The sequence below is a fragment of the Kitasatospora sp. NPDC127111 genome (assembly GCF_042677465.1).
Lineage (GTDB): Bacteria > Actinomycetota > Actinomycetes > Streptomycetales > Streptomycetaceae > Kitasatospora.
Map to the genome: position 1 here is coordinate 24,357 of NZ_JBHXTG010000085.1, position 13,375 is coordinate 37,731.

At 73.1% G+C, this 13,375-nt stretch carries 10 protein-coding genes and 1 riboswitch; of the genes, 4 read left to right on the forward strand and 6 right to left on the reverse strand.

All coding sequences use genetic code 11. From position 1 onward, the window contains the following. Window positions 1-54 precede the first annotated feature (54 nt). Entirely contained in the window at window positions 55-1,551 is a 1,497-nt protein-coding gene (locus tag ACFVHB_RS34645; RefSeq protein ID WP_380330169.1) for a flotillin family protein, read from the reverse strand. Between the two features lie 113 nt (window positions 1,552-1,664). Continuing rightward, window positions 1,665-1,871: a hypothetical protein gene (locus ACFVHB_RS34650; RefSeq protein ID WP_380330172.1), complete on the reverse strand. Its 207-nt coding sequence runs from the start codon at window positions 1,869-1,871 to the stop codon at window positions 1,665-1,667. Between the two features lie 178 nt (window positions 1,872-2,049). Further along, window positions 2,050-2,161: riboswitch (TPP riboswitch) on the forward strand. Between the two features lie 10 nt (window positions 2,162-2,171). Between ACFVHB_RS34650 and thiC the strand changes: the two genes are divergently transcribed. Both thiC and ACFVHB_RS34660 read left to right on the forward strand, forming a co-directional pair. Beyond that, the gene (gene thiC, locus ACFVHB_RS34655) at window positions 2,172-4,016 is read left to right on the forward strand and encodes a phosphomethylpyrimidine synthase ThiC (protein ID WP_380330174.1); all 1,845 of its coding nucleotides are present in this window, start codon (window positions 2,172-2,174) and stop codon (window positions 4,014-4,016) included. Between the two features lie 172 nt (window positions 4,017-4,188). Next, complete coding sequence (locus ACFVHB_RS34660) at window positions 4,189-6,561, forward strand: PKD domain-containing protein (RefSeq protein ID WP_380330177.1); 2,373 nt, start codon at window positions 4,189-4,191, stop codon at window positions 6,559-6,561. 171 nt (window positions 6,562-6,732) lie between these two features. On the opposite strand, the gene ACFVHB_RS34665 is transcribed toward ACFVHB_RS34660, so the two are convergent. Further along, a complete protein-coding gene (locus ACFVHB_RS34665) occupies window positions 6,733-7,125 on the reverse strand; it encodes a VOC family protein (protein WP_380330180.1) in 393 nt (130 codons plus the stop codon). A 334-nt stretch (window positions 7,126-7,459) separates the two neighbouring features. On the opposite strand from ACFVHB_RS34665, the gene ACFVHB_RS34670 reads away from it, so the two are divergent. Further along, window positions 7,460-7,951: a hypothetical protein gene (locus ACFVHB_RS34670; RefSeq protein WP_380330183.1), complete on the forward strand. Its 492-nt coding sequence runs from the start codon at window positions 7,460-7,462 to the stop codon at window positions 7,949-7,951. Between the two features lie 216 nt (window positions 7,952-8,167). On the opposite strand, the gene ACFVHB_RS34675 is transcribed toward ACFVHB_RS34670, so the two are convergent. The 3 genes from ACFVHB_RS34675 to ACFVHB_RS34685 form a co-directional block, all read right to left on the reverse strand. Continuing rightward, complete coding sequence (locus ACFVHB_RS34675; RefSeq protein ID WP_380330186.1) at window positions 8,168-9,085, reverse strand: hypothetical protein; 918 nt, start codon at window positions 9,083-9,085, stop codon at window positions 8,168-8,170. Between the two features lie 233 nt (window positions 9,086-9,318). Next, window positions 9,319-10,518, reverse strand: a complete 1,200-nt coding sequence (locus ACFVHB_RS34680; RefSeq protein ID WP_380330189.1) for a metallophosphoesterase — start codon at window positions 10,516-10,518, stop codon at window positions 9,319-9,321. A gap of 135 nt (window positions 10,519-10,653) precedes the next feature. Beyond that, window positions 10,654-11,811: a LacI family DNA-binding transcriptional regulator gene (locus ACFVHB_RS34685; RefSeq protein ID WP_380330192.1), complete on the reverse strand. Its 1,158-nt coding sequence runs from the start codon at window positions 11,809-11,811 to the stop codon at window positions 10,654-10,656. A 383-nt stretch (window positions 11,812-12,194) separates the two neighbouring features. On the opposite strand from ACFVHB_RS34685, the gene hisC reads away from it, so the two are divergent. Next, a complete protein-coding gene (gene hisC / locus ACFVHB_RS34690) occupies window positions 12,195-13,271 on the forward strand; it encodes a histidinol-phosphate transaminase (RefSeq protein ID WP_380330195.1) in 1,077 nt (358 codons plus the stop codon). Window positions 13,272-13,375 lie beyond the last annotated feature (104 nt).

Consider the following 13,375-nt stretch of genomic DNA (forward strand, 5'->3'; position numbering starts at 1 on the left):
GGGTACTCAGGTGGGCGCGACGGGCTACCCAACCGGGCGGCCGCTACTGCGCGTTCACTCCTCGACCGGCACCTGCTGGACCGGCGTCTTCCGGGCCTGCGCCTGCTGGACCGGCACCGCGGCGGCCGGCTCCACCGCGGCCGCCCCGGCGGGCTGCGCCGGCCCCTGCAAGGTGGTGAGCAGCTGCCGGGCCAGCCCGAGCCCGGTCCCGCCCATGGTGAGCGCCTTGGTGAAGAGGTCCCCCACGCCCTCGGCCCCGTTGAGCAGCACCATGTGCTCGACGTTGCCGAAGGACTCCGCCGCGGCCAGCACGATGTCCGGCCACTTCTCGGCCAGTTCCTGGGCCACCACGGCGTCCGGGTTCGCCGTGAGGGCCGCGGCCCTGGCCTTGAGCCCCTCCGCCTTGGCGAGCCCGATCGCCCGGGCGGTCGCGGCGTCCGCCAGACCGCGGGCCTCGGTGGCCGCGGCCTCCGCCTGACCGGTGGCCTTGGTCGCCTCGGCGGCCGCCAGCCCGCGCAGCTTGGTGGCGTCGGCCTCGGCCTCGGCCGCGATCCTGACCTGGCTGGCCTCGGCCGCCGCCCGCAGCTCGGTCTCCCGGGCCTGCGCCTGCGCGGCGGAGATCCGGGCGTCGCGCTCGGCCTCGGCCCGGGTGCGGGTCTCGTACGCCTTGGCGTCCGCCGGCTTGCGGATGTCGATCTGCAGCTGCTGCTCCTTGCGGCGCGCCTCCAGCTCGGCGACCTTGGTCTCCTGGACGACGACCTCCTGCCGGGCGGCGGCCTGCGCGAGCGGGCCCGCCTGTTCGGCCCGGGCGTTGGCGGTGTCCCGCTCGGCCTGGTACGCGGACTGCTGGATCGCGCTGTTGCGGGTCGCCTCGGCCTTGCGGGCGGCGGCCTCCTGCTCCGCCTCGGTGGCCATCCGGTCCGCCTCGGCCTGGGCGATCCGGGCGTCCCGCTGCACGGCGGCGGCGTGCGGGATGGCGAGGTTCTTGATGTAGCCCGTCGGGTCGATGATCTCCTGGATCTGCAGGGTGTCGATGATCAGACCGAGCTTCTCCATCTCCAGCCCGGAGGCGGCCCTGGTCTCCCCGGTGAGCCGCTCGCGGTCGCGGATCATGTCCTCGACGGTGAGCCCGCCGACGATCGACCGCAGGTGGCCGGCGAAGACGTTGTGCACGCGCTGGCTGATCAGCTTCTGCTGGTCGAGGAAGCGCCGCGCGGCATTGGCGATCGAGACGTGGTCGTCGCCGACCTTGAAGATCACCACGCCCTTGACCCGCACCGGGATGCCCTGCGTGGTGACGCACTCGACGTTCAGCTCGGCCTCGTTGAGGTCCAGCGAGAGCCGGCGGACGCCCTGCAGGCCCGGCGTGACGAAGGTCCCGCGCCCGGTGACGATCCGGAATCCCAGCCCCTCGCCGACCCCCTCGGTGCGGTGCTTGGAACCGGAGATGATCAGGGCCTCGTTGGGCTCCGCCACCCGCCACATGAGTTTGAAGAGCGTGACACCCACCAGCAGCACCGCGACGGCCGCCCCGACGATGACGTACAGCATGGTTCAACTCCCCCTTCCGGCACATGAGATGCGCCGATTCGGATTGTCCGGCCGGGGCAACCCGAAGAAAAGGGAGCTGACATGACGACCTGTCACAACATCGTCACGGCCCCTTACGGCAGGATCGGCGCCACGTAGACGGTGCGCGGCGGCTGGTACTCGACCACCACCACCGGCGTCCCCACCGGCAGCCGGTCGCCCGGCACGGCCAGGTAGGCGAGGAACGCCTCCGTCCCCTGGCGCTCCGGGACGTGCACCATCACCTCGCCGACCAGCCCCGCCCCCACCGCTCCGCTGACCCGCCCGGTGCTCCCGACCACTCGGCCCTCCCTCGTCACGCCGCCGGCCGTCCGCCCGGCCGGTCCGACTGCCAGTGTGCCCGCCCCGCGGCCGGCGGTGCGGCGGCCGCCGGAATCCCCGTCCGTGGACCCCCTCTGGACCAGCGGCGATTCGGTCGCTACGGTGTTGGACGTCTTGCGCAGGCAACACCGCCTGCGGACACGGGAGCTCGGAGCACCGGGCTGAGAGGACGCTGACCGGGACGTCGCCGGACGTGCCGAACGCTGCGTCGACCGCAGGAACCTGACCGGGTAATGCCGGCGTAGGGAGTAGAGGGTCCGATGACCACGTTCGACGCACAGCCGCAGTCTGCCCAGAACTCCGCCGTCAGCAGCGCGGGCACCGGCTACCCCACCCCGGCCTGGCGCAAGGCCTACCGCGACGGCTCCCGCCCCGACCTGCGGGTGCCGTACCGCGAGGTCGTGCTCACCAACGGGAAGACCGTCCCGCTGTACGACACCTCGGGCCCGTACACCGACCCGGCGTACCAGCCCGACGTCCGGCGCGGCCTGCCGCCGCTGCGGGACGCCTGGATCCGCCAGCGCGGCGACGTCGAGGAGTACGACGGCCGCGAGGCCCGCCCCGAGGACGACGGGATCAAGCACACCTCGCCGCGCGGCGGGAACCTGCGCAACCTCGACGCCGTCTTCCCCGGCCGCCCGCGCCGCCCGCTGCGCGGCCGCGACGGTGCCGCCGTCACCCAGCTCGCGTACGCCAAGCGCGGCATCGTGACGCCGGAGATGGAGTTCGTGGCGCTGCGCGAGGGCCTGGCACCGGAGTTCGTCCGTTCCGAGGTGGCCCGCGGCCGCGCGGTCATCCCGGTCAACGTGAACCACCCCGAGGTGGAGCCGGCCGTCATCGGCACCAACTTCCTGGTGAAGATCAACGCCAACATCGGCAACTCCGCCGTCACCTCCTCGATCGAGGAGGAGGTGGAGAAGATGACCTGGGCCACCCGCTGGGGCGCCGACACCGTCATGGACCTCTCCACCGGCCGCAACATCCACACCACCCGCGAGTGGATCCTGCGCAACTCCCCCGTGCCGATCGGCACCGTGCCGCTCTACCAGGCGCTGGAGAAGGTCGACGGCAAGGCCGAGGACCTCAGCTGGGACGTCTACCGCGACACCGTCATCGAGCAGTGCGAGCAGGGCGTCGACTACATGACCGTGCACGCCGGCGTGCTGCTGCGGTACGTGCCGATGACCGCCCGCCGCAAGACCGGCATCGTCTCGCGCGGCGGCTCGATCATGGCCGCCTGGTGCCTGGCGCACCACCGGGAGAACTTCCTCTACACCAACTTCGAGGAGCTCTGCGACATCCTCGCGAGCTACGACGTCACCTTCTCGCTCGGCGACGGCCTGCGCCCGGGCTCGATCGCCGACGCCAACGACGAGGCGCAGTTCGCCGAGCTGCAGACGCTGGGCGAGCTGGGCCGGATCGCCCGCGAGCGCGACGTCCAGGTGATGATCGAGGGCCCGGGCCACGTCCCGATGCACAAGATCAAGGAGAACATGGATCTCCAGAAGGAGATCTGCGACGAGGCGCCGTTCTACACCCTCGGCCCGCTGACCACCGACGTCGCGCCCGGCTACGACCACATCACCTCGGGCATCGGCGCCGCGATGATCGCCTGGTGGGGCACCGCGATGCTCTGCTACGTCACGCCCAAGGAGCACCTGGGCCTGCCCAACCGGGACGACGTGAAGACCGGCGTGATCACCTACAAGATCGCCGCCCACGCCGCCGACCTGGCCAAGGGCCACCCGGGCGCCCAGGAGTGGGACGACGCCCTCTCCGACGCCCGCTTCGAGTTCCGCTGGGAGGACCAGTTCAACCTGGCCCTCGACCCGGAGACCGCCCGCGACTTCCACGACGAGACCCTCCCGGCCGAGCCCGCCAAGACGGCCCACTTCTGCTCGATGTGCGGCCCGAAGTTCTGCTCGATGAAGATCTCGCAGAAGATCCGCGACGAGCACGGTGGGGGTACCTCCCGGCCGGAGGCTGGGGGAGGGTCCAGCGCGGTGGCGAGCGAGTTCGACGCCGAGGCCCTGGCCGGCATGCGGGCCAAGTCCGAGGAGTTCGCCGCCCAGGGCAACCGCGTCTACCTCCCGCTGGCCGACTGACGCCGCATCACGACACCGGCCCGCGCTTCGGAGGGGGGAGCGCGGGCCGGTGCCGTTCGGGGGCGGCGGGAGGTGGGCCGACGAGGGCCGAAACCGACTTGACAGCCGGTAGTTGATCGCACGAATGTTTGCTCCGCCGATTCGGCATCCGCACGATCACTGGGGGACTTCCGTGCGTAGAGCACGTATTCCGGCTGCCGCCGCTCTCGTCCTGTCGATCACCGGCGCGCTCGCGCCGACCACCGCCGCCCAGGCCGCCGTCACCGATCTCTATGTCGACAAGGGGTCCGCCGCGTGCTCGGACACCTCCGGCACGGCCGGCAGCCAGGGCACGCCGTTCTGCACGATCGCCGCCGCGACGAACTCCGTCCAGCCGGGTCAGACCGTGCACATCGCCGGGGGCGACTACGACGAGGAACTCCACCTGACCCGCTCGGGGACGTCGTCCGCGCCGATCACCTTCATCGGGGCGCGGTACGACGACGAGCACGACGCGACCGTGCTCGGTGACCGCGGCGGGCTCAGCCACGCCGTCAGCCTCAACGGCGTCCACGACGTGGTGATCGACCGTCTGTTCGGGCGCTCGGGCAAGGAGGGCGTCCTGGTGGCCGACTCCAGCCGGGTCACCGTCAACGACGTGACGATCTACAGCTCCGGCTGGGACGGCACCCCGGCCGCCCGTTACCCGGGCATGCGGATCACCGGCGCGAGCAGTGACGTCACCGTGCGGCGCAGCGCCGTCGCCGCCTCGTACGCGGGCGGCATCCAGGTCGACGCCGGGGTGGCCCGCACCGTGCTGACGGCCGACCTCGTCAGCGACAGCTCCGGTCCGGGGGTGTCGATCACCGACGCGCCGGGCACGGTCATCACCGGCAACACCGTCCAGGGCGCCTGCGGCCCGATGATCGACCTGGCCGGCTCCTCCGGCGGCGCGTCGATCGAGAACAACGTGCTGGACCTCGACGAGGGCGCCCACCCGGTGTGGGGCCCTTGCACCACCGCCGGTCCCGACGCGGACCTGTCCGCGTCCGCGGGCTCGGCCGCGGGGACCAAGGCGGACTACAACCTCGTCACCACGGCGACGGGCACCCCGTACCTTTGGGCGGGCCAGTCGTACGCCGCGCTCGCGCAGTTCCAGCAGGGCAGCGGGCAGGGGTCGCACGACCTCGTGACCTCCCGCGACGACCTGCGGAAGGACAACTCTCCCGCCGTCGACTCGGCCGACGCCGACGCGCCCGGGGAACTCGCCACCGACCGGTTCGGCAACCCCCGGGTCGACCACCCGCTGGTGGCCAACACCGGTACCGGTAGCGGCTACCACGACCGGGGGGCGTCCGAGGCGCAGGACCCGCTGTTCGTGTCGCTGGGCCAGTCGCCGGACGGGACCGCGGGCAAGCCGCTCACCGTGAAGCTGAACGGATCCGTCAGTTCGCCGTGGGCCCCCGCGACCGGCACGCTGGACTTCGGCGACGGCAGCGCCCCGGTCAGCGCCCCCGCCTTCCCGGTGAGCCACGACTACGCTCCGGGCACCTACACCGCGAAGCTGACGGCGACCGACGGCCTCGGGCTGACGAGGACCACGTCCGCCACGGTCGTGGTCAACGAGCCCGGGCCGATCAAGCCCGTGCTGTGGCTGGAGCCGAGCTGGACGGGCGGCCAGGACGTCCGGGTCACCAACAACGGCGCCACCAGCCCCTGGCCGGTGGCGAGTTACCGCTTCGACTTCGGTGACGGCACGGCCCCGACCGTCCTGAACGGCACCACCGCACCCGACTTCACGCACTACTACGCGAAGCCCGGGACGTACAACGTCACCGAGACCGTGACCGACGACCACGGCCGGACGGCGTCGACCGCCGGCACGATCTCGGTGAGCACCCCGGTCGCGGGCCGCTGGCTCGCCGGGCAGAAGTCCAGCACGGTGGCGTACTTCCGCGGCGGCCACTGGACCCTGCTCTGGAACAACACCCCGTCCAGCCAGTACGGCCGGGTGGACCTCGGCCAGGCCGGCGACCTGCCGGTCGTCGGGGACTGGGACGGCGTCGGGCACGATCAGGTCGGCATCTTCCGTCCGTCGTCGAACACCTTCGCGCTGCGGCACGAGGACGGCGGCGTGTCGGCCGTGACGATGGGTGACCCGGGGGACGTCCCGGTGCCGGGGATGTGGGACCACAACGGTCACGCGCAGCTGGCGGTCTACCGTCCGAGCACCGGGCTGTTCGCGGTGCGGCACGACGACGGCAGCTACTCCAGCGCGGTCTTCGGCAACCCGGGTGACATCCCGGTGGTCGGTGACTGGGACGGCGTCGGGCACACCCAGATGGGCATCTACCGGCCGAGTTCGAACACCTTCGCGCTGCGGCACGACGACGGCAGCGTCTCCGCCGCCGATCACGGCACCGCGGGCGACCTGCCGATCGTCGGTGACTGGAACGGGCTGGGCCGTACCACGTACGGCGTCTACCGGCCGTCCGACGCCGGGTTCCACCTGAGCCGGGCGTACGCGGGTCAGTCCGACCTCGTCTTCACCTTCCAGCTGCACTGAGTCCGGACCGGCCGGGGCCCCGTGCCCCGGCCGGCGCCGTTCGGTGCCACTCCCGGAAGCCGGACATCGGCTTCAGGCCGTGGCGGGGCCGGCTCGGACCTTCCGGGCGCCGGCGCCGCTCGGGGTGGCCGGAGCCTCCCGGAGCGGCGGCTCGCCGTTTCCGGGCCGGCCTCAGCGGACGTCGTCGGCGTACCAGCGGAGCTCGACGGTGTTGCCGTCCGGGTCCGCCACGTAGAGCGAGGTGCCGGTGCCGCGGGCGCCGTAGCGGGGGCCGGGGCCGTCGAGGACGGTGAAGGCGCCGGAGTCGACGACCTCCTGCCAGTCCAGGGGCTCGACGGTGAGGCAGATGTGGTCGACGTTGGACTCGCCGCGCGGGCGGGAGAACAGGTCGATGATGGTGTCCGCGTTGACCCGGACCGACGGGAAGGAGACCTTCCCGGCCCGCCACTCGTCCACCCGGACCGGGGCCAGGCCGAGCAGTCCGGTGTAGAACTCCAGCGACCGCTCGACGTCCTGGACGTTGAGGACGAGGTGGTCGAAGGCCTTGACGCGTATGGCGGTCATGGGGGCTCCCGGGGTGAGGGTGGTCCTGGTGACGTGTTCCATGATCGGCCATTCGGGATGCCGTATCAACGCCCTTCGGAACGGGGCACGTTGAGCGGAACTCAACGATCCGGATGTCAGCGGTGGGGAACGGCGCGCGATCGGGGCCTTCCTGGTGCCGACGGAGCCCCCTGCGACGGGGGCAGCTACGGCGGGGGCGGCTACGGCGGAGGTCGCTACGACGCGGGGTGCTACCTGGGTATGACGTCGGATCCGGCACCACGGTCCGATGCCTGCGGAGGCACTCGGGCCGCAGAGTGGGGACATCAGCCGAACGAGGGTGAGGAGCCCGTCGATGTCCCCGATCCGCCGCCGCGTCAACCGTCGCACCGGCCGGAGCCTGCACACCGCCGCCCGCGCCTTCGTGGCGCTGCCGGTCGGGCTGGCGGCGGCCGCACTGACGCTGGCGGGGCAGCCCGGTCGCGCAGCCCGTTGGCAGGGCCGGCTCGCGGGCGGCCAGGGCTGGACCGGCGGGCGGGTGCTCGGCCGGGCGGTGTTCGGGCTGCCGTTGGACGTCGCGGCCTTCGTCCTGGTCGGCTACGCGCTGTTCAACTCGGTCCGGAACTTCGGCTACCCCATCTGGTACCTGGGCACCGACTACCACCACGCGTGGGGCGGCCCCACGATGGCGGGCGTCTGGGCGGTGCACGCGAGCGGCTGGGCGGTCTGCCTGTACGTGCTGCTCCGCTGGCCGGTGCGCTGGCTGGCTAACGGGCAGCGCGCCGTGGCGGCCCGCGTTCTGGGCGGCCGGGCGGTCGCCGCGCCGGCACACCTCGTCGAAGCCTAGGAAGCGCGCGGCAGCCCCGGAGAGCGCGACAGCAGGGCGGCCAGCAGGGCGGCCACGAGCCGCGGCCTCCTCGGGGGGCGAGGTCTCGGGGTGTCCACGTGTGCGCTCCCCGGGGCGGAGGGGTGTTTCGCGCACGATGCGGTGTCGTTCCGGCCCGCCCGGGGCGGCGGCACCGCGGCAGGGCCCGGCGTCACCCGATCAGCGTGAACGGCGCCGTCAGACGTCGTCGGGGCTGGTGAAGGCCGGGGGTGTGTAGCCGGGGCCGGTGAAGTCGGGGGTGCTGAAGGTGGCGGTGCGCGGCTCCCGGCCCTCCGGGTCGGTGAGCCCCTCGGCGCCGGGGCTGCTGAAGCCCGGCCCGGTGTAGCCGGGACTGGAGAAGTCGGGGCCGGTGAAGTCGGGGCCGGTGAAGTCGGGGCCGGCGCCGTCGGGCCGGCGGCGCTCGCCGGCCTGCGCGGGGACGGAGGGCGGCGGCGCGGCCACGGCCGCCAGGTCGGCGCGCAGGGCGGCGTGCAGGTACGGCAGCAGCGCCCGGTCACGCAGCGCGCGCTGCCACTCGCGCCGGGCGTCGGCCAGCTCGGCCGCGAGCTCCGGGTCGGCGCCGGCCGGGGCCGGCACGGTGGAGCCGTCCCGCAGCGCGGTGAGGACGAGGCCGACGATGCCCACCACCATCGCGGCCACCCCGGCCGCCAGCGCCAGCCAGCCGGCGGTCAGCACCGAGCGGGCCAGCGTCGATCCGGCGTCGGCGGTGCGCAGGACGTAGCCGATCAGGAGCAGGACGAGCGCGGCGGCCCAGGCCAGGATCGGGGTGAGGACGGTGAGCACCGGGAACAGCCCGGCGCCGCCGTCGGCCGAGCGGAGCTGGGCGAGCAGCCCGGGTGCGGTGGGCTCGTGGTCCGGGTCGGGCGGGGGCGTGCTGCGCAGGCTCTCGCGCAGCCGGAGGTAGTGGTCGTACTCGGTGGCCGCCGCGGCCGCGACGCCGTCGGCGGCGCGCAGGGCCTGGAGGCGCAGCTCGCCGCCGGTGAGGGCGCCGGGCGTGCGGAGGGCGGTGAGGATGGTGCCGTCGCGCAGTGCTTCGTCGAGGATGCGCTCGAAGTCCGGGCGGTCCTCGGCGAGCAGGTGCGGGGCGTTGTTCATGGGGACCCCGTTCAGCGATTCCCGGTCGCCCCGCGGTGTCACGGGCACGGACCCGCGGTGTCACGGGCACGGAGAAGGGGCTCCACACGGGCGGCCGGGTGTGGTGTGCCTCGATGGTAGGGGCGGGTGCGGTCGCGCTGACAGTGACTTTCCGGAATTTCGCGCCCCGGGCCGTGCGCGCGGCCCGGGGCGGGCGCCGGGAACGGGTGTTCGACGCGCGGTCGGACGGGCCGTCAGATCGGCAGCCGGGCGACCAGCAGCCGCCCTTCCATGGTGACGCCGCCGTCCATCGCCACGGCGAGGTCGTCCGCGTAGATGTAGGGGCCCGGGATGTGCGGCGGCGCGCCGTCGTCGGCGTGCACCGCGCCGGTCAGGTACGGGATCGGGCTGTGCCCGTGCACGATGCGCGCGCCGCCGTAGGTTTCGAGCAGCTCGTGGACGGCCATCGGCCCGGCGTCGCCGCGGAAGGCGAAGCGCTTCGTGAACCGGCGGAAGCAGTCCCACCACTCGTCCACGCCCTCGTCGGCGAGCAGGTCGTGGACGGCGTCGTTGACCTCGGCGATGGACTCGCCGTACTCGAGGTACGCGGTGGTGTCGGAGTGCAGCAGCAGGTGGCCGTCCTCCAGCGCGATGGCGGGGAGGCGGGAGAGCCAGCTGATGTGGTGCGCCTCCAGCCGGTCCAGGTCGTGCTGCTGGCCGCCGTTGAGCCGCCAGGCGGCGAGGAAGGAGGCGGTGCCGGCGGTGGACTGGACGGGCTCGTCGCCGTACTTGGCGGCACCGAGGAAGAGCAGTTCGTGATTGCCCATCAGGGCCCGGCAGTAGCCGCCGGCGGCGGCGGCCTCGGCGGCGAGCTGCATGACCAGGTCGATGACGCCGATGCCGTCCGGGCCGCGGTCGGTGAAGTCGCCGAGGAACCAGATCCGGGAGCGGCCGGCGGACCAGTGGCCGTCGGCGTCGATCAGGCCCTGGTGGCGCAGCTCGGCGACCAGTTCGTCGAGGTAGCCGTGCACGTCGCCGACGACGTAGAGCGGGCCGGGCGGCTCGTTGGGGGCCGGCGCGGGGTACGGGTGGTAGGGCACGCCGGGTTCGGGCAGCGGCGGGCCGAGCTCGATGGTCGGCGGGTCGTCGCCGCGGTGGGCGGCCTGGAGCGCGGGCGAGGGCTGGTCCGGCAGGGTCGGCTCGTACCCGGGGTGGGTGTGCGGGTCGGGCCGGCCGTGCTGGCCGAGCGGGTCGTGGCCGCCGGCCGGCCAGTGCTGTTCGAGGTACCGCGCGCCGCCGTAGCCGCTGTAGGTCTCCGACTCGTACGCGGCCTCGGCGTAGCCGGCGGGCTCCGGTTCGTAGTAGGTGCCGAAGGGCAGCACGTCGAGGTCCGGCTGGTGGCGGTGGCCTGGGTCCTGGTGTTCAGGCCCGGGGAAGCGGTCCTCGGGTGTCATTCGCCCATCATAGGAAGACCACTCTCCCGGCGTCGTCACCTGGTGGGTATCCAATCCTCCGGAGCGTCAGCCGGGCGGTCCGTCAGGTCCGATTTGTCCCGGCTAGGCATGGTCCAGACCCCTGTCGGGCCCGCCCTACACCTCGCCCGGCGGGCGCGGCGGGCTGACCGTGGTGCGCGGGCTCCGGGGCTGGGAGGAGGCGCGGACGATCAGCTCGGTGGGCATCAGGGTGCCGGGCGGCGGGCCGTTGCCCGCGGTGCGGAAGCGTGGCGGGAAGAGCCGGGCGATGTCGACGCCGGTGCCGGAGTCGACCCCCTCGATGGCGTCGATCAGCAGGTTGACGACGGTGGTGCCGATCCGCCGGGGTTTGAGCGAGAGCGTGGTGATCGGCGGCTCGGTGGCCGCGTAGACGTCGCTCTCGCTGCAGCAGACCAGCAGCAGGTCGTCCGGCACCCGCAGGCCGTACCGGCGGGCGGCGGCGAGCAGGTCGGTGCCGTTGGGGTCGAACAGGCCGTAGACGGCGTCCGGGCGGTCGGGGCGGGCGAGCAGCCGGTCGGCGGCGACGGCGCCGGCGGCCGGGTCGTGCGCGGGGTAGGCCTCGTAGACCGGCTCCTGGCCGACCTTGGCGCACCAGCCGAGGTAGGCCTCGGTGGAGAGCCGGGTGTAGGTGTCGGTGCTGGTGCCGGTGAGCAGGCCGATCCGGCGGGCCCCGGCCTCGGAGAGGTGGTCGAGGATGCCGAGCACGGCGGCCTCGTGGTCGTTGTCGACCCAGGCGGTGACCGGGCAGTTGCCGGGCTTGCCGTCGCTGACCACCGGGACGCCGGACCGGTACAGCTCGCTGACGAGCGGGTCCTGGTCGGGCGGGTCGATCACCACGGTGCCGTCGAGGGCGATGTTGCCCCAGACGTCGTGCCGGGAGGAGGCGGGCAGCACCACCAGCGCGTAGCCGCGGCCGAGGGCGGCGCTGGTGGCGGCGCGGGCCATCTCGGCGAAGTAGGCGAACTCGGTGAAGGTGAACGGCTCTTCGCCGTAGGTGGTGACGGTCAGTCCGATCAGGCCGGAGCGTCCGGTCCGCAGGGTTCGGGCGGCGGCCGAGGGGCGGTAGCCGAGGCGCTCGGCGACCTCGCGCACCCGGCTTCTGGTCTCGTCGGGCAGGCGGCCCTTACCGTTCAGCGCGTCGGAGACGGTGGTGATCGACACTCCTGCGGCTGCTGCCACATCCCGGATGCCGGCCCGCTCCAGACGCCGTGAGGTGGTGGGTCGCCGACCGCTCTGGTTGGCTGCTGCTGTCATGGCGGACCGATCGTATGGCTCCTGACAAGGGTCTGTGACCGGCGCATCGGGGGCCCTTGGAGATACGTTTCTCCATGAGTGAGCCCGTGCGCGCCCCTTCGATACCCGCACGAAACCAGCCGTCTTACCTCTGACATGTGCCAAAGGAACCCGGCAGAATGGCTGATCTGCGCCCGTAACCCGACCGGGCATCTCACTCCTACGGGTGAGCGCGATCGGTATCGTTCAGGGCACCCGACCGGGGTGGTCCGGGTGCGTGGCGAGTTCCCGGGCCCGGCGGCGATCCCGTCCGGACCGGGCGCGGACGCACCGGGGGCGGCCCGCGCACCAAGGAAGCGCCGGGCCCGACGGACTCGACGGAGATGAAGAGAAGGAGCAGGACCGTGAGTGGAACGGCACCGCAGGGGCCCCGGCTGAGGCCGACCCTGGACGGCATCCCCACCTACAAGCCCGGCAAGCCGGCCGGCGCCGACGCCTACAAGCTGTCCTCCAACGAGAACCCGTACGACCCGCTGCCCGGCGTGCTGGAGGCGGCGGTCACGGCGGCCGGCAAGCTCAACCGGTACCCGGACATGGCGGTCACCGAGCTGACCGCCGAGCTCGCGAAGCACTTCGGCGTCCCGGCCGAGCACATCGCCACCGGCACCGGCTCGGTCGGCGTCGCCCAGTCGCTGATCCTCTCCACCGCCGGCCCGGGCGACGAGGTGATCTTCGCCTGGCGCTCCTTCGAGGCGTACCCGATCATCACCCAGGTCGCCGGTGCGACCCCGGTCCCGGTGCCGCTCACCGCGGGCGGGGACCACGACCTGGACGCGATGCTGGCCGCGGTCACCGAGCGGACCCGGCTGATCTTCGTCTGCAACCCGAACAACCCCACCGGCAACGTGATCCACCGCGCCGAGCTGGAGCGCTTCCTGGACGCGGTGCCCGCCGACGTCCTGGTGGTCGTCGACGAGGCGTACATCGAGTTCATCCGCGACCCCGAGGTCCCGAACGGCATCGAGCTCTACCGCGACCGCCCGAACGTCTGCGTGCTGCGCACCTTCTCCAAGGCGTACGGCCTGGCGGGCATGCGGGTCGGCTTCGCCATCGCGCACGAGCCGGTCGCCAACGCGCTGCGCAAGACCGCGGTGCCGTTCGGCGTCACCCAGCTCGCCCAGGACGCCGCCGTCGCCTCGCTGCGGGCCGAGGAGGCGCTGATGGTCCGGGTCGAGGCGCTGGTCGAGGAGCGCGCCCGGGTGGTGGCCGGGCTGCGGGCCCAGGGCTGGGAGATCCCGGACTCGCAGGCCAACTTCGTCTGGCTGGCGCTCGGCGAGAAGTCCCAGGAGTTCGCCGCGCGGTGCGCCGAGGCCGGCGTGATCGTCCGCCCGTTCCCGGAGGGCGTCCGGATCTCGATCGGCGAGACCGAGGGCAATTCGATCTTCCTTTCGGTGGCGGAGGCCTTCCGCAAGGAGATCTGACCCGGCGCGGTCGCGACGCGGTCGCGACGCGGTCGTGGCCCGCGCTGCCGGCGGGGCCGCGGAGTGCCGTGAAGTGCCGTGAAGTGCCGTGAAGTGCCGTGAAG

What these genes read in the sequence shown, in the direction of transcription:
- thiC (WP_380330174.1), top strand. Translation starts at nt 2,172, where the DNA reads ATGACCACGTTCGACGCACAGCCGCAGTCTGCCCAGAACTCCGCCGTC.
- ACFVHB_RS34670 (WP_380330183.1), top strand. Translation starts at nt 7,460, where the DNA reads ATGTCCCCGATCCGCCGCCGCGTCAACCGTCGCACCGGCCGGAGCCTG.
- ACFVHB_RS34645 (WP_380330169.1), bottom strand. Translation starts at nt 1,551, where the DNA reads ATGCTGTACGTCATCGTCGGGGCGGCCGTCGCGGTGCTGCTGGTGGGT.
- ACFVHB_RS34685 (WP_380330192.1), bottom strand. Translation starts at nt 11,811, where the DNA reads ATGACAGCAGCAGCCAACCAGAGCGGTCGGCGACCCACCACCTCACGG.
- ACFVHB_RS34680 (WP_380330189.1), bottom strand. Translation starts at nt 10,518, where the DNA reads ATGACACCCGAGGACCGCTTCCCCGGGCCTGAACACCAGGACCCAGGC.
- ACFVHB_RS34665 (WP_380330180.1), bottom strand. Translation starts at nt 7,125, where the DNA reads ATGACCGCCATACGCGTCAAGGCCTTCGACCACCTCGTCCTCAACGTC.
- ACFVHB_RS34675 (WP_380330186.1), bottom strand. Translation starts at nt 9,085, where the DNA reads ATGAACAACGCCCCGCACCTGCTCGCCGAGGACCGCCCGGACTTCGAG.